The sequence below is a fragment of the Micromonospora globbae genome (assembly GCF_036184225.1).
Lineage (GTDB): Bacteria > Actinomycetota > Actinomycetes > Mycobacteriales > Micromonosporaceae > Micromonospora > Micromonospora globbae.
In genome coordinates, this window is the sequence record NZ_CP108084.1 from 6,010,032 (window position 1) to 6,024,272 (window position 14,241).

At 76.3% G+C, this 14,241-nt stretch carries 17 protein-coding genes; 10 read left to right on the top strand and 7 right to left on the bottom strand.

Annotated features, from left to right (window positions below; genetic code table 11):
* Positions 1-163: 163 nt before the first annotated feature.
* Genes OG994_RS27390 through OG994_RS27435 form a run of 10 tightly spaced genes read left to right on the top strand, consistent with a single transcriptional unit; the run spans position 164 to position 5,592 of the window.
* Positions 164-580 carry a hypothetical protein gene (locus OG994_RS27390; RefSeq protein ID WP_328851444.1) on the top strand — a complete coding sequence of 139 codons (417 nt, stop codon included), beginning with the start codon at positions 164-166 and terminating at the stop codon, positions 578-580.
* A 1-nt stretch (position 581) separates the two neighbouring features.
* Entirely contained in the window at positions 582-1,787 is a 1,206-nt protein-coding gene (locus OG994_RS27395; protein ID WP_328851445.1) for an SRPBCC family protein, read from the top strand.
* Positions 1,784-2,218, top strand: coding sequence for a gas vesicle protein GvpJ (gene gvpJ / locus OG994_RS31690; protein ID WP_120329591.1), 435 nt, complete (start codon positions 1,784-1,786; stop codon positions 2,216-2,218). Before OG994_RS27395 ends, gvpJ (OG994_RS31690) begins: the two co-directional genes overlap by 4 nt.
* Complete coding sequence (locus OG994_RS27405) at positions 2,211-2,966, top strand: GvpL/GvpF family gas vesicle protein (RefSeq protein WP_120329592.1); 756 nt, start codon at positions 2,211-2,213, stop codon at positions 2,964-2,966. The genes gvpJ (OG994_RS31690) and OG994_RS27405 overlap by 8 nt, the downstream gene beginning before the upstream one ends.
* A 3-nt stretch (positions 2,967-2,969) precedes the next feature.
* Entirely contained in the window at positions 2,970-3,365 is a 396-nt protein-coding gene (locus tag OG994_RS27410) for a gas vesicle protein GvpG (protein WP_120329593.1), read from the top strand.
* Positions 3,322-3,669: a gas vesicle protein GvpO gene (locus OG994_RS27415; RefSeq protein ID WP_120329594.1), complete on the top strand. Its 348-nt coding sequence runs from the start codon at positions 3,322-3,324 to the stop codon at positions 3,667-3,669. The genes OG994_RS27410 and OG994_RS27415 overlap by 44 nt, the downstream gene beginning before the upstream one ends.
* 1 nt (position 3,670) lies before the next feature.
* Complete coding sequence (gvpJ, locus tag OG994_RS31695) at positions 3,671-4,048, top strand: gas vesicle protein GvpJ (RefSeq protein WP_120329595.1); 378 nt, start codon at positions 3,671-3,673, stop codon at positions 4,046-4,048.
* Entirely contained in the window at positions 4,032-4,856 is an 825-nt protein-coding gene (locus tag OG994_RS27425; protein WP_328851446.1) for a GvpL/GvpF family gas vesicle protein, read from the top strand. Before gvpJ (OG994_RS31695) ends, OG994_RS27425 begins: the two co-directional genes overlap by 17 nt.
* Complete coding sequence (locus tag OG994_RS27430; protein ID WP_120329597.1) at positions 4,850-5,134, top strand: gas vesicle protein; 285 nt, start codon at positions 4,850-4,852, stop codon at positions 5,132-5,134. Before OG994_RS27425 ends, OG994_RS27430 begins: the two co-directional genes overlap by 7 nt.
* Positions 5,131-5,592, top strand: a complete 462-nt coding sequence (locus OG994_RS27435) for a gas vesicle protein K (RefSeq protein ID WP_328851447.1) — start codon at positions 5,131-5,133, stop codon at positions 5,590-5,592. Before OG994_RS27430 ends, OG994_RS27435 begins: the two co-directional genes overlap by 4 nt.
* Positions 5,593-5,671: 79 nt before the next feature.
* Here OG994_RS27435 and OG994_RS27440 read toward each other — a convergent pair whose 3' ends face one another.
* The 7 genes from OG994_RS27440 to OG994_RS27470 form a co-directional block, all read right to left on the bottom strand.
* On the bottom strand, positions 5,672-8,044 hold the full coding sequence (locus OG994_RS27440) for an AAA family ATPase (protein WP_328851448.1): 2,373 nt from the start codon (positions 8,042-8,044) through the stop codon (positions 5,672-5,674).
* A gap of 43 nt (positions 8,045-8,087) precedes the next feature.
* Complete coding sequence (locus tag OG994_RS27445; RefSeq protein ID WP_328851449.1) at positions 8,088-8,555, bottom strand: hypothetical protein; 468 nt, start codon at positions 8,553-8,555, stop codon at positions 8,088-8,090.
* 43 nt (positions 8,556-8,598) lie between these two features.
* Positions 8,599-9,381, bottom strand: a complete 783-nt coding sequence (locus OG994_RS27450; RefSeq protein ID WP_328851450.1) for a GTP-binding protein — start codon at positions 9,379-9,381, stop codon at positions 8,599-8,601.
* On the bottom strand, positions 9,359-9,805 hold the full coding sequence (locus OG994_RS27455) for a DUF742 domain-containing protein (protein ID WP_328851451.1): 447 nt from the start codon (positions 9,803-9,805) through the stop codon (positions 9,359-9,361). The genes OG994_RS27450 and OG994_RS27455 overlap by 23 nt, the downstream gene beginning before the upstream one ends.
* Positions 9,802-10,278, bottom strand: coding sequence for a roadblock/LC7 domain-containing protein (locus OG994_RS27460; RefSeq protein WP_192902180.1), 477 nt, complete (start codon positions 10,276-10,278; stop codon positions 9,802-9,804). Before OG994_RS27460 ends, OG994_RS27455 begins: the two co-directional genes overlap by 4 nt.
* A gap of 84 nt (positions 10,279-10,362) precedes the next feature.
* Complete coding sequence (locus OG994_RS27465; protein WP_328851452.1) at positions 10,363-12,735, bottom strand: sensor histidine kinase; 2,373 nt, start codon at positions 12,733-12,735, stop codon at positions 10,363-10,365.
* Positions 12,722-13,867: a hypothetical protein gene (locus OG994_RS27470; RefSeq protein ID WP_328851453.1), complete on the bottom strand. Its 1,146-nt coding sequence runs from the start codon at positions 13,865-13,867 to the stop codon at positions 12,722-12,724. Before OG994_RS27470 ends, OG994_RS27465 begins: the two co-directional genes overlap by 14 nt.
* Positions 13,868-14,241: the final 374 nt, after the last annotated feature.

Consider the following 14,241-nt stretch of genomic DNA (forward strand, 5'->3'; position numbering starts at 1 on the left):
TGGCACGGATGCGGTTTCGCGGTCATGCCGTGGGGTACTGCCCGCCGGGTCCGCCACAACGGGACGCCGGACGGAAGGTCCCGGCTCGCGTCACTCAGCGGGCCCCTTCTTCCGGCCCCGCCGGCGGCAGGCGTCCGGACCGCGGGGGAGCGAAGGAGAACAGATGAACAGCGGAACACGAATCGGACTCGCCGTGGGTCTCGGGTACCTGATCGGTCGCCGTCGCAAGCTGCGGACCGCGCTCGCCCTGGCCGCGGCCGTCGCGGCCGGCCGGGCGAGCATGCACCCCGGCGGGCTGCTGCAACGCGGGGGCGAACTGCTCCAGGCCTCCCCCCACCTGACCAACCTCGGCCGCCTCGGCGGCCCGCTCGCCGCCGCCGGCAAGGCGGCCGCCACCGCGGCCGCGGGCAACGGCATCGACGCGCTCGGCGGGAAGCTCCGCAACTCGGCGGACACGTTGCGCCGCCGCTCCGCCGAGGTGACCGGCCAGACGTCGAGGGACCGTGGCGCCGACGAGCCGTCGGGCGACTCGGGCCGGTCCGACACGGCCGAGCCCGCCGCCCAGGGGCGGGGGCGGTGACATGGTGGGACACGAGGCCGGCGGCCTGGCCGGCAAGGTCCGCGGCCAGCTCGCCGACGACGTGCGGAACCTGGCCGAAGCGCTCGGCGAGCGGGCCGCCTCCGTGGTGACCGAGAAGCTCACGAGCGCGACCCACCGGCTCAGCGAGTACGCCAAGCAGGGCGGTGGTCCCGGCCTCATCGCCGCGGCCACCGGCGCGCAGCGGATGGCCGAGGGCGACTCCCCGGTGAAGGCGATGATCCACGCCGGGATGGCCGGCGGTAAGGAGAAGGTGATGTCGGCGCTCGGCAGGCGCAAGGGCGGCGAGCGCGGCGGCGGGAAGCTCAAGGTGACCAACATCGTCGAGGCGATCGAGGTCGGCGTGCCGGTCCGGGTCGCGTACAACCAGTGGACCCAGTTCGGCGACTTCCCGAGCTTCATGAAGAAGGTCGAGAACGTCGACACCGAGTCCGACGAGAAGCTCACCTGGAAGGCGCAGGTCTTCTGGTCGCACCGGACGTGGGTGTCGACCGTCGTCCGGCAGATCCCGGACAAGCTCATCCACTGGCGGTCGAAGGGCGAGAAGGGCTCGGTCGACGGCACGGTCAGCTTCCACGAGCTGACCCCGGACCTGACCCGGATCCTGGTGGTGCTCGAGTACCACCCGCAGGGCCTCTTCGAACACACCGGCAACCTGTGGCGCGCGCAGGGCCGCCGCGTACGGCTGGAACTCAAGCACTTCGTCCGGCACGTGATGACCCACACCGTGCTCGACCCGGACTCGGTGCAGGGCTGGCGGGGCGAGATCCGCGACTCCCAGGTGGTCCGGGACCACGACACGGCCGTACGCGAGGAGCAGGAGCGCGCCCGGCGGGAGGGTCCGCCGGCCGAGGAGCACCCGGAGGCCGGGGAGCAACCGCCGGAGCGCCCCGAAGAGGAGGTCGGCGAGGAGGAGCGCCCCCGCCGGCGCGCGGTGCGTGCGCGCCGCCGCCCGGTGCGGCGTCGCCCCGCCGACGAGGAGTACGAGGACGAGTACGACGAGGACTACGACGACGAGTACGAGGAGCCGGAGGAACCGGAGGAACCGCGTCCGGTGCGCCGGCGGGCGCCCGCGTCGCGGGCCCGCCGGGCGGAACCCGAGCCCGAGGAGGAGCCACGGGCCCGCCGCGCTCCCCAGACCCCCCGTCGTCCCGTGGTCCGCCGTCGTCGGGAGGTGTCAGACGAGTGACTGTCGCAACCACAGGTGGTCAGGCCGGCGGCGCGCTGGAACGCAGCGGGTCGTCGTCCAGCCTGGCGGACGTCGTGGAGACCGTGCTCGACAAGGGCGTCGTCATCGACGCGCAGGTCTCCGTCGCCGTGGTCGGCATCCAGTTGTTGGAGATCAACGCCCGCGTGGTGGTGGCGAGCGTCGAGACGTACCTGCGGTTCGCGCAGGCGGTCGACCGGCTCGACATCACGCCGCGTAACCAGAAGGGGCTGCCCGACCTGGTGGAGGGAGCGTCCGGGGCCGTGGGCGCCGGCAAGGCCGCGTCCGGCCTCGGCAAGACGGTCGGCGCGATCGGCGGCGCCGTCCGCGACGCGGTCGAGGAACTCGGCTCGGACCGGGACCGCGAGCGGCCCCGGCGCCGGCGCCGGGACGAGGAGCGGTCCGATGGCTGAGGAGCGGGGCTTGTTCATCTACGGGATCGTGCCGTCGGACGTGGAGCCGACCCCGGACGCGTCCGGGGTCGGTGACCCGCCCGGCGAGGTGACGGTGGTCCGGCAGGGCCGGGTGGCCGCCCTCGTGAGCGAGGTGTCGCTGGAGGCGGCGCTCGGCCGGCCGGCGGACCTCACCGCGTACGAGGAACTGCTCGACGGCACGGCGGCCGTCGCCCCGGTGCTGCCGGTCCGGTTCGGCACGGTGGTCACCGGCCCCGACGCGGTGGCCGACCTGCTCGACGCGCACGGCGACCGGTTCGCGGAGGCCCTGGACGAGCTGGAGGGCCGATTCGAGTACATCGTGCACGGTCGCTACGAGGAGTCGGCGCTCGTCCAGGGTGTGCTGGAGGACAACCCGGCCGCCGCCGACCTGGCCGACCAGGTGCGCGGGCGGCCGGAGGAGGAGACCCGGGAGCAGCGGATCCGGCTCGGCGAGATCATCAGCCAGGCCGTGGAGCTGCGCCGGGAGGCCGAGAACCGCGAACTGCTCGACCTCCTCGGCCCGCTCGCGGTGTCCGGCCTCGCGCGACCGCCGAGCAACGAGCTGGACGCCGTGCACGCGGCCTTCCTCGTCGACGAGGACAGCGAGGACGAGTTCGTGGACGCCGTCGAGGAGTTCGCCGAGCAGCGGCGGGGCCTGGTGCGGATGCGGCTGCGCGGGCCCCTCGCCCCGTACGACTTCGTGAGCGCCCACCAGTTGGCGGGGTGAGGCGTGGACATCCTCTGGGCGCTGCTGACCCTGCCGTACGCGCCCGTGCGCGGGCTCACCGCCGTGGTGAAGGTCATCGCCCGGGAGGCCGAGTCGCAGCGCACCAACCCGATCAACATCCGGCGGGAACTGGAGGAGCTGGACGCGGCGGCCGCGGCCGGCGAGCTGTCGCCGGAGGAACGTGACCGGCGGCAGCAGCAGGTCCTGGAGAGGCTCACGGGTGGCGTACGCCCGGCGGCCGCGCGGGACCGGGAGGACCGGCCGCCCGCCCGGGGCGGCGGCCGGCCCGCCCGGGCCCCCGTACGGCGGGCGCGGCGGGCGGACACGGAGCGACGACGCGGGGGAGGTGTGCGTGATGGATCGGATCCGCGGCGACGGCGACCGGGCCCGGCGGCGTGAACCGGAGCCGGAGGACGAGTGGGAGGGCGACGAGGAGTACGTCGAGCCCCTGTCGGCCGCCGAGGCGGCGCGCGAGGGGTTGCGCCAGATCGTCGAGCTGACCGGACGCGAGCCGGTGGGCACCACGTCGCTGAAGGCGGTGCGCGACGGCTGGCTGGTCGGCGTGGAGGTGGTCGAGGACCGCCGCATCCCGGCCTCGACGGACCTGCTCGGACTGTACGAGGTGCAGCTGGACATCGACGGCGCCCTGCTCGGCTACCGGCGGGTGCGGCGCTACCAGCGGGGGAAGGGCGAGGTGGGCTGAGATGACCAGTACGCCGTCCGTGGTGCAGAACTCCGGCCAGGTCCTGCCGGCCGGGCACGAGCCGGCCAACCTCGGCGACATCCTGGAGCGGGTGCTCGACCGGGGCATCGTGATCGCCGGTGACATCCGCGTCAGCCTGCTCGACATCGAGCTGCTGACGTTGAAGCTCCGGCTGGTCATCGCGTCGGTCGACACCGCACGCCAGATCGGCATCGACTGGTGGGAGCACGATCCGTGGCTCAGTTCCCGTGCCCGCCCGCCCGTGGAGCCCGGCCCACGGGATCCGGAGGAGGTGGAGGCCGAACGCCGGCCGCGGGTCGCCGCCCGGGCCCGGCGGCGGGACGTCGGACGGGAGGAGTGGGATGAGATCGACGGTTGAGCCCCCGACGGACGCCGGCGACACCGGGCGCTGGCTGCACGGCGTGCTCCGGGAGGCGGACCTCGGGCTGCTGAGCGGCCTGCCGGGGATGACCGGCGAGCCGGTCCGCCCGGTCCGCGCGGCCGGCCTGGTGGCCGTCGTGAGCGCGGTGCCGTTGACGGAGTACGGCGAGGAGGCGCTGCACCGCAACCTGGAGGACCTGGCCTGGCTGGAGCGGGTGGCCCGGGCGCACCACCGGGTGGTGGACGCGCTGGCGCGGGCGGGCGCCGTCGTGCCTGCCCGCCTGGCGACCGTGCACCACGACGACGGCCGGGTCGCCGCCTCGCTCACCGAGCGCCGCGCCGAACTGGCCGCCCTGCTCGACCGGCTCACCGGGCGTGGGGAGTGGGGCGTCAAGGGGTACGTCGTGCCGGGCGCGGTGCCGCAGGCCGAGGAGACCGCCGGCCCCGGCGGCGCCGGAGCCGCGTACCTGCGGCGGCGCCGGGCACAGCTCACCGCACGGGAGGACGTGCAGCGGAACGCCGCTGCCGCCGCGGCGGCCGTGCACGAGGCGCTGTCTCGGCACGCGGTCGCCGCCCGGCGGCACGCGCCGCAGGACCGTCGGCTCTCCGGGGCGCCCACCGCCATGGCGCTCAACGGCGCGTACCTCGTGGACGCCACCGCGGCGGCCGGCTTCGCGGGGCTCGTGGAGACGCTCGGCGCCCGCCATCCGGAGCTGCGGCTGGAGCTGACCGGCCCGTGGCCGCCGTACTCCTTCGTGGCCGAACGGCCCGCGGAGCCCGCGCGGGTGCGGGAGCCGGCATGGTGACCACCTCGCTCGCGCCGAACAGCGCCGACGACCCGCTGGCCTACCGGCCGGTCGCCCTCGTGGACCTGCTCGACCGGGTCCTGGCCACGGGCGTGGTGGTCAGCGGCGACATCACGCTCTCCATCGCCGACGTGGACCTGGTCCGCATCTCCCTGCGTGCGCTGATCGCCTCGGTCGGCGCCCTCGCCCCGCCCGAGCCGCCGGCGGCGGGCGGTGCGGCGGCGGTGCCGGGCCCGGACGCGCCGTCGGCGGGCGCCCTCCCTGGAGGCGACTGGTGACGGAACGGAACGGCGCGCCGGGCGCGGGCCGGGACGAGGCGGCCGGGGTCGCGCGGGGACGTGGGCCGACGGGTGAGGCGGCCGCCGCGGCGCGGGATCCGGGACTGGCGGGCCGGGACGAGGCGGCGGAGCTGGCCGCGGCGCTGGACGCGCCGCAGTGGCGTCCGCCCCGGGTGACGCCGCTGGACCGGCGGCTGTCGGTGGACCGGAACTCCGTCGAGCGCGGGCTGGCCAGCCTCGTCCTCACCGTGATCGAACTGCTCCGGCAGCTGATGGAGCGGCAGGCGCTGCGCCGCGTCGAGCTGGGCGACCTCACCGACGAGCAGATCGAGCGGATCGGGACGACCCTCATGGCGCTGGAGGAGCAGATGGCCGGGCTGCGCGAGTACTTCGGCCTGGCCCCCGAGGACCTGAACCTCGACCTGGGCCCGCTGGGCCCCCTGCTGCCCACCGACTGACCACCCGCCCCCCGTTCGTCCCGGTGATCATGAGGTTGGCGGGCGCGACACGCCGAGGTGGTCCCCGCCAACCTCATGATCAACGCGGAGGGGTGCGGGTGGCGGCGTAGGCGGCCAGGTGCGCCAGCTGGGCCGGGTCCAGGGAGGGGCGCACCCGCCGCCGGGCGGCCGCGACGTGCGCGACGGTCACCGTGGACGCGGCCAACGACTCGCGCATGGCCGCGAGTGCCGCCTCGCGGACCAACGCCGCGCAGTCCGCCGCCGAGAACCCGTCCAGGTCGGCGGCCAGCTCGTCAAGGTCCACGTCCGGCGCGAGCGGGACGGTGCGGGCGGCCGCGCGCAGGATCTCCGCCCGGGCGGGCCCGTCCGGCGGCGGCACGTAGACGAGCCGCTCCAGCCGGCCGGGGCGCAGCAGCGCCGGGTCCACGAGGTCGGGCCGGTTCGTGGCGCCGACGACCACCACGTTCCGCAGCGCCTCCACCCCGTCCAGCTCGGTCAGCAGTGCGGCGACCACGCGGTCGGTCGTGCCGCCGTCGCTGGCCTGGCCGCGTACGGGGGCCAGCGCGTCCACCTCGTCGAGGAAGATCAGAGTGGGGGCCGCCTCGCGCGCGCGGCGGAACAGCTCGCGTACCGCCCGCTCGCTCTCACCGACCCACTTCGAGAGCAGTTCGGCGCCCTTCACCGAGAGCACGTTGGCGCGCCCCGAGCCGGCCAGCGCGGTCACGAGGTACGTCTTCCCGCACCCCGGCGGGCCGTAGAGCAGCACGCCGCGGGGCGGCTGCACGCCGAGCCGGGCGAACGTGTCCGGGTACGTGAGCGGCCAGAGCACGGACTCGGTGAGCGTCTGCTTCACCTCGACCAGGTCACCCACGTCGTCGAGGGTCACCGTGGCCAGTTCCAGGGTGGACGCGGCCATCGTGGTCGGCCGGACCACCTCCAGCGCGGCCGTGAAGTCCGCCATGGCCACCGTCGGCGTCCGCGCCGACTTCTGCCGCAGCGCGGCCCGTACGCCGGCCTCGCGTACCAGCGCGGCCAGGTCGGCGGCCACGAACCCGGGCGTCCGGCCGGCGATCTCGTCCAGCCGGACGTCGTCGGCGAGCGGCACCTGGCGGGTGAGCACGGTGAGCTGCTCCCGGCGCAGCGCGGGATCGGGCAGCGGGATGGTGATGCGCAGGGAGAGCAGGTCCGGGGCGCGCAGCGCCGGGTCGACGGCCTCCGGCCGGCCGGTCGTGCAGACCACGGCCGCCCCGGCCCGTACGGTCTCGGCGAGCACCTGGCGGAACACGGTGGCCACCGGACCCGGCTCGTCGGCCGGGGCGAGGGCCTCGACGTCGGTGACGAGCAGCACGGCCGGGCCGCCCGCGCCGACCGCGGCGGCCGCGGCGCGGAGCCGTTCCGCGGCGGCCTGGTTGGTCAGGGCGGCCACCTCCGGCGCCCACAGCGCGCAGACGCGGGCGCCCACCTGCGCGGCCACCGCGCGGACCAGGGCGGACTTGCCGGAGCCGGCCGGTCCGCTGACCAGCACGCCGAGCGAGACGCTCGTGCCCAGCCGGTCCAGCACCTCCCGGTGGTGGAACCCGAGGTCCAGCAGCTCGGTCAGCTCCTCCGCCTGGGTGCGCAGCCCGGGCAGCTCGTCGACGGCCGGGCCGTCCGTCGGCACCGCCGCCTCGACCTCGCCGCCCGGACCAGCGCTCCCGTCGGCCCGGGCGTCCTGCCTCCCGGTCGCACCGGCCCAGGGCCCTGCCGTGCCCGGCCCGCCCGCCCCGGTCCCGGCGGCGCCCGGCGTCCCCGCCCCGGTCGTGCCCCACCCGGCGGTGGCGGCCGTTGCCGTGGCGTTCGCGGCGGCCGGCGGGCGGGCCTCGGCGGAGCCGTGGGTGACCGCCCCGTGCTCCCATCCCACCCGGGTGTCCATGGTGACCAGCACGCCGCCGGCCGGCTGCGCGTCGACCACGGTGAGCAGGGTGCTCGTCCAGGCGTACCCGACCGTGTTGGCCAGGCTGCGCCGGGCCGCCGCCACGAGGCTGCGGACCGACGCGTCCGGCGCCACGTCCTGGGGCAGCAGCGACACGTCGTCGCCGGCGGTGACCACCTTCCCGAGCAGGGCCAGCCGCAGCATCTCGGGGCTCACGGCGGCCACGATCTCCACGGGCCCGGCGAGGGTGACCCGACCGGCGGGGGTCACCGGCAGCGGAGCCACCGTCACCTGCCCGCCGTCGCGGACGCCGAGGTTGCCCAGCACCAGGTCGTCGGCGTAGAGCAGGGCGGTGCTCGCGCCCGGTGCGGCCGCCGCCGCGATCCCGGCGGTCACCCGCCGGCCGGTGAGCCGGACCGGGTCGCCCGGGCGCAGGCCCAGTGCGGTCAGCACCTCCGGGTGCAGCCGGACGACGCCGCGACGGGCGTCCAGCGCCGCCGGGCGCAGGCTCGCGGTCAGGGTCAGGTCAGGTTGCGCCACCGCCCGACCCTAGCCGCCGGCGGCACGCTCCCGCCGGGTCCCGCTACCGTTCGCGGTCCGTGAGCAGCGTCGGGTCGCGGCGGATCAGCTCCGCCAGGCGGGCCGCGGGGCCCCGGACCGGCGCGTCGCCTCCGGCCGGCCACGCGGACGCCGGCGGCTGCGACGCCGGCCAGGGCGGCGGTGCGTCGGGTTCCTCGGCCACCGTCACCTCACCGCCGGTCCAGGCGACCCGCATCGGGTACGCCTGACCGTCCCATTCCACCTGCACCGTGACCGCCAGGCCGGGATGCCCCGCCACGACCCGCCGCACCGCGTCGGCGATCTCCTGGAGCGGGTCGCCTCCCGGGCGTACGCCCGCGGTGGCCTCCTCCCGGCGGTGCGCGCCCGGCTCCCGGCCGGCGGGCTCCGCCGGCCGCACCGGCGTGACCGGCTCGGGCGGCTCCGCCCGGCGGCGCAGCGCCTCCTCGCGCCGGGCCATCCGGGCCAGTGTCTCGTCCAACCCACCTCTCATCACGACCACCCCTTCGAGGAAACGGGTTCCACCGCCCGGAAGTTCAGGCCCCCCTGTCCCGGGTGGCGCGTTGCAGTGCGCGGTCCAGGACGACCAGCAGGGTGTCCCGCACCGACAGCCGGTCCCGCGCGTCGAACCGCACCAGCGGCACGTGCTCGCCGATCGCCAACGCCCAGCGGATCGCGTCGAGGTCCAGTGCCAGCCGCCCGTCGAAGGCGTTGACGCCGACCACGAAGGGCAGACCGGCCTGCTCGAAGTAGTCGACGACCGGGTAGCAGTCGTCCAGCCGCGAGCTGTCCACCACGACGAGCGCGCCGAGCGCGCCGCGGGCCAGGTCGTCCCACATGAAGCCGAACCGGGCCTGGCCCGGCGTGCCGAAGAGGTAGAGCTTGAGGCTGCGGTCGATGGTGACGCAGCCGAAGTCCATGGCCACGGTGGTCGTGGTCTTGGCCGACCGCGCGCCCGGGTCGTCGATGCCGATCCCGGCGCTCGTCATCTCCGCCTCGGTGGTGAGGGGAGCGATCTCGGAGATGGCGCCGACCGTGGTCGTCTTGCCCACGCCGAACCCGCCGGCGATGAGGATCTTGACGGGTACGGGTGGCGCCTCGCGTGGGCCGGGGTGCGCCTCCGGCCTCGGCCCCGCCACGGGCGCCGGCGGGGCGGGCGGGTGTGCCGGCGGGTACGCCGGCTCGGCCGGATGCGGCGGTTGCGCCCGCCCGACCGCGGGGGCGGGTCCGGAGGGTGTGCCGTAGCGGGCGGCGGCGCTGTTCGCGGCGAGCCCGCCGAGCGGGGCCGCCGGCCAGTCAGGAGATCGCACGGAGTCCATCAATCACTCGCAGGATGAGTTCGGGGTCGGAGGCGCCGTCCCCGGGACCGAGGTGCACCTCGAGGTGACCGGCCGCGCGCAGGTCGCCGACCAGCACGCGGGTCACGCCGAAGTGCAGCCGCGTCCGGGCCGAGATCTCGGCCACGGAGATCGGCTCCGCGCAGAGCGCGATGATCGCCTGGAGTTCCGGTGGCAGCAGGGCGACCTCGTCGTCGGACGCCCCCGGCTCGGCGGTCACCTGGGTCTCCAGGCCGATGGCCGGGTCGGCGGAGGCCACCCGTCCGGCGGTGAGCACGAACGGGCGTGGGCCCTCGGGACCGGGATCCGGCGCGGACGCCGCCGCGCCCGCGACGGGCGCACGCAGGTACGGGCGGATCCGCACCCGCTGCTCCGGGTCGCCCTCGCCGCCGGCGTCGGGTGTCATTGCTGGGCGGCGTTCTTCAACTCGGCGATGAGGCGGGGGGTGAGCGCGCCACCGGCCCGGCCGGCGAACAGCGTCATCTCGTACGCGACGGTGCCCAGGTTGGCCGACCGGTCGGCGACTACCCCGAGCACCGAGCCGCTGCTGATCGCACTGATCAGCAGGTAGCCGTCGGCCATGTCGACGATGACCCGGTTCAGCCCGCCGAGGGCGTACCAGCTCGCCGCGCCGCCGGCCAGGCTCGTCATGCCGGAGACCACGGCGGCGAGGCGCTCGGCGTTGGACCGGTCCCGGATGGCCGACATGGCCATCAGCAGCCCGTCCGACGAGACGGCGATCGCCTCGAGCACACCCGCGGTGCCGGAGGTGAACGAGTCGAGCAGCCAGTTGAACGTACGGGCCTCGGGGCTGAGGTCGCCGGCCGGCGCGGGTCCGCCGGGGTGCTCGACGTTGTCGTGTAGGAAGGAACTGGTCACCGTGATGATCCCTCTTCGTCGCGACGGGCTGGACTGACTTCACGCAGGGCGCGGGCGACGCCCGCCTCGAACTCCGCCACGAGGTCACGAACCTCGGCCGGGTCCCCCCGGGTGCGAGCTGATCGGTTGCCGGGCGGGCGCGGGCCCGAGGCTGGCCCCCGGCACACGCCGGTTCAGCCGGGGCGGCGCGCCGGGCTCGACCGGTGGCGTGGGCGGACGCCGGCTCAGTTCGGCCCGGCGTACGCCCGACTCCACCGCCTCCACCAGGGCGCGGGCGGCCGTCGGGTCGTCGGCGGGGCCGGACACCGGGGCGCCCGGCGGGCCGGTCGGCGGCAGGTTGGCCCCCGGCACCCGCTGCCGGACCACCGGCGGGTCCGCCCGCCGGCGCACCGGCCGCCGGGGCAGCCCGCCCGGCGTGGTCCCGGCGGGCGGTACCGCCACGGGCCCGGCCGCCGGTCCCGCCGACGGCGTGGTCACGGGCGGCGCTCCCGCCGGTGTCGCGGTCGCGGGCGGCGGCGCCGCCACTCCGGGCGGCGTGCGGCCGGCGGGGGAGCGCCGGTCGCGGGCCGGGACCGCCGCCCGGGCCACCGCCGCGCCGGCCCGTTCGGTACGCCGCAGCACGAGCGCCTCGTGCGGGACGTCGAGCCGGGCCGTCACCCCGCCCCCGTGGGTGGGCGTGAGGCGCACCGTCCAGCCGTGCCGGCGGGCCAGCCGCCCCACCACGAACAGGCCGAGCACCTCGGTGGGGGCCAGGTCCAGCCGTTCCCGCCGGGTCAGCCGGGCGTTCTCCTCGGCCAGCCGTTCCCGGGTCATCCCGATGCCGTGGTCGGTCACGGTGAGCCGGGCGCCGCCGTCGGTGCGTTCGGCGCTCACCACCACCCGGGTGTGCGGCGGGGAGAAGGTGGTGGCGTTCTCCATGAGTTCGGCGAGCGCCAGCACGAGGTCGCCCACCGTGGCGGGCGCCGCCGCGATCTCGGCCGGCACCCGCACGTCCACCCGGGTGTAGTCCTCGATCTCACCGAGTGCGAGCCGGACCACGTCGGCGAGTGGCACCGGTGCCACGTACGCGTCCGTTCCCGGCGAGCCGGAGAGCACCACGAGGCTTCCCGCGTTGCGGCGCAGCCGGCTGGAGACGTGGTCGAGCCGGTACAGGTCGGCCAGCCGCTCGGGGTCGGTCTCCCGCTGTTCCAGCCGGTCGATGAGCGCGATCTGCCGCCCGACGAGGTTCTGCGTACGTCGGCCGACGTGCCCGAACATCTGCGCCACGTTGCGTCGGCCGGCCACCTGCCGTTCGACCAGCCGGGCGGCGGTGGCCTGCACCCGCTCGAACGCGCGGGCCAGGTCGCCGATCTCGTCCCGGGCCCGGACGTCCACCGGGTCGAGGCGTACCGGCGCGGCGCTCTCCGCCTCGTCGTCGGCGACCCGCACCAGCTCGGCCTCGGCGACCCGCGCCACCCGGTCGGCCGAGCGGGTGAGCCGAGTCAGCGGGCGGGCCACGGCCCGGGCCACGGCCGCGCCGAGCAGCAGCGCCGCCCCGAGCACCAGTACGGCCACCCCGGCGACCAGGTACGCGCCGGTCAGCGCCCGCCGCTGCTCCCGGGTCACCTCGGCGAGCACGTCGGCCACGACCTTCTTCTCGATGAACTGGCCGAGGGTGACCATCGACCGGGCCGACGGGAAGAGCGCGTCCAGTGGCACGTTGCGGACCGAGCCGGCCGGGTCGACGACGCTGGTGGTGAGGAAGTCGGCGCTGGTGCGGGCGGCGACCGCCGCGTCGTTCAGCTCGGTGAGCTTGCGCTGCTCCGGCGTGATGAGGCTGCGGAACCGGAGGCTCTCGGCGCGCAGCGCGGCCATGCAGGCGACGAACCTGTTGTTGACGGCCGGGTCGTCCGTCGCCTTGACGAGCACGATCAGCGTGGCGCAGGTGCCCAGTCCCTCGTCCGCGCGCAGCAGGGAGTCCAGCGCGAGCACCTGCTGGCCCGCGGCGGTGTCGGTGTCCACGTCGAACGCGAGCCGCAGCGAGTCGATGAGCGCCAGGTCGACCGGGCCGTACGCGTCCAGCACCTGGCCGGGGCTGGCGGTGCCGGCGAGCACGGCCGCCCGCAGGTCGGTGAGCGCGCGTACGCCGTCGAGCGCGTCGGAGACCAGGGGCGGCAGCCCGGTATCGGTGCGCAGGTCGGCCACCCGGTCGTCCACGGTGGCAGTCCTGCGGACCAGCTCGGCGCGTTCCACCCGACCGAGGAGCAGGCCGATCGACAGGATGCGCTCCTGTTGCAGGTCCTGCACCAGGGTGCCGATCCGGCTGGCGAGCCGGACCTGGTCGGCGGTCTCGGCGGCCCGCTGCGCGACCGCCACCCGGTCGAGGACCACGGGCACCGTGAGGCCGACCATGCTGATGAGCGGGACGACCACGAGCAGGGCGAGCTTCCCGCGGATCCGCAGCCTACCGAGCAGCATCGGCGGGCCCCCAGCGCGCGGCCTCCGGGTCGCCGCCCCGGCCGGCGGGCTGCAACGGGCGCGGCTCCGACGCGACCGGCCACGCCCCGTTCTCCGGCGCCGCCGGCTCCGGCCGGGCCGCGCGGGCCCGCCGCCGTCCCGCGGCGACGAGGACACCGCCGAGCGTGAGCAGCAGCAGTACGCCGAGCGCGCCGCCGGCCGCCGTGAGCCGGCGGTCCCGCTCCAGCCGGTCGACCCGGGCGTCCAGCAGCGCGTCGAGTTCGGCCAGGATGACGGGCTGGAGCTGCTCGGCGGCGGCGTGGGCGTTCAGGCGGGCGCCGGCGAGCGGCCCGGGGTCGGCCACGCCCGTCCGGCTGGGCGCGGAGGCGGCGGCGAGCGCCTCGACGGCCCGCTGGTAGGTGTCCAGCGGGGTCAGCACGGTGCCGCCGAGGTCGGTGCTCTCCGAGTTGTCGACGGCGGCGCGCAGGTCGTCGACGAGGGCGCCGGCCGGGGTGAGCGCGGCGACCCGGAGGGCCGCCAGGTCGGCGACGGTGCGGGGCTGCTCGGCGGAGGGGCGTCCGGCAGCGAGCGTGGCCAGGTCGGTGAGCCGCCCGGCGGCGACCATCGCCTCGGGCAGTTGCCGCCCGGCCGCGTCCTGGAGGTAGAACGAGTCCGACTCCGGGTCGCGGACCAGCCCCGAACTCTCCCGGACCTTGCGGTGCAGGTCCAGCAGAAGGTCGGTGACCTCGGCGTACGCGGTGAAGGCGGCCTCGGGGTCGGTGGGGGCGCGCCCGCCCAGCGCCTCCAGCTTCGCCCGCACCCCGGCCCAGCGCTCCTGGCTGCGCAGGTCGCGGCCGATCCGCGCGTCGACGGCGGCGGCCTCCGCCACGGCGTCCGTGAGCGCCGCGCCGGAGGCCGGGCGGCCGGCGACGGCGGCGGACTGGGCCTGGACGAGCGCGTCGGTGACCGGGGCGAGGGCGCGGAGGTACTCCACCCCGAGCCGTTCCCGCTCGGCGAGGCTCCGGTCGTCGTCGGTGAGCCGCCACGCCTGCTGGAACAGCACGCCCAGCGGCGCCAGCAGCGCCACGACGAGCAGCAGGGGCAGCACGCGGCCGGCGGGCCGTGGACGGACCCGGGACGCGGGGACGGTCATGGTGCGTCTCCTCCGGCGGAGGTGAGGACGGGAGTGGTGTCGGGGTTCCGGGGTGACCGTCGTTGGTCCCGTACACCGGACCGGCAACGTAACCGAAGCGCGGGTCGGTGATCCCGCCGTCGCTCGGTCAGCTTTGCGTCACTTCGGGTGGTGTCACCGTCCGCCCGCCCGGCCGGCACGGTGCGTGGGCGGCTGGCGCGTGACATGCAGCGATGAAGGCCGATTTCCAGCGGTAGATCGGAATTCACGGAATCCGAACTCGGCTCGCCGAGACGTCCCCGGCAGTGGGCGGCCGCACCTCTCGTGGCGACGATCGGACCGGCCGGACGGACGTACGGCGGATCTCAGCCAACGCTCAGGAGTCGGCCCGTACC

Excerpts from the sequence above, each read along its gene's own strand:
- OG994_RS27390 (WP_328851444.1), top strand. The coding sequence starts at position 164 with ATGAACAGCGGAACACGAATCGGACTCGCCGTGGGTCTCGGGTACCTG.
- OG994_RS27395 (WP_328851445.1), top strand. The coding sequence starts at position 582 with ATGGTGGGACACGAGGCCGGCGGCCTGGCCGGCAAGGTCCGCGGCCAG.
- OG994_RS27405 (WP_120329592.1), top strand. The coding sequence starts at position 2,211 with ATGGCTGAGGAGCGGGGCTTGTTCATCTACGGGATCGTGCCGTCGGAC.
- OG994_RS27415 (WP_120329594.1), top strand. The coding sequence starts at position 3,322 with ATGGATCGGATCCGCGGCGACGGCGACCGGGCCCGGCGGCGTGAACCG.
- gvpJ (WP_120329595.1), top strand. The coding sequence starts at position 3,671 with ATGACCAGTACGCCGTCCGTGGTGCAGAACTCCGGCCAGGTCCTGCCG.
- OG994_RS27425 (WP_328851446.1), top strand. The coding sequence starts at position 4,032 with ATGAGATCGACGGTTGAGCCCCCGACGGACGCCGGCGACACCGGGCGC.
- OG994_RS27430 (WP_120329597.1), top strand. The coding sequence starts at position 4,850 with ATGGTGACCACCTCGCTCGCGCCGAACAGCGCCGACGACCCGCTGGCC.
- OG994_RS27445 (WP_328851449.1), bottom strand. The coding sequence starts at position 8,555 with ATGAGAGGTGGGTTGGACGAGACACTGGCCCGGATGGCCCGGCGCGAG.
- OG994_RS27450 (WP_328851450.1), bottom strand. The coding sequence starts at position 9,381 with ATGGACTCCGTGCGATCTCCTGACTGGCCGGCGGCCCCGCTCGGCGGG.
- OG994_RS27455 (WP_328851451.1), bottom strand. The coding sequence starts at position 9,805 with ATGACACCCGACGCCGGCGGCGAGGGCGACCCGGAGCAGCGGGTGCGG.
- OG994_RS27465 (WP_328851452.1), bottom strand. The coding sequence starts at position 12,735 with ATGCTGCTCGGTAGGCTGCGGATCCGCGGGAAGCTCGCCCTGCTCGTG.
- OG994_RS27470 (WP_328851453.1), bottom strand. The coding sequence starts at position 13,867 with ATGACCGTCCCCGCGTCCCGGGTCCGTCCACGGCCCGCCGGCCGCGTG.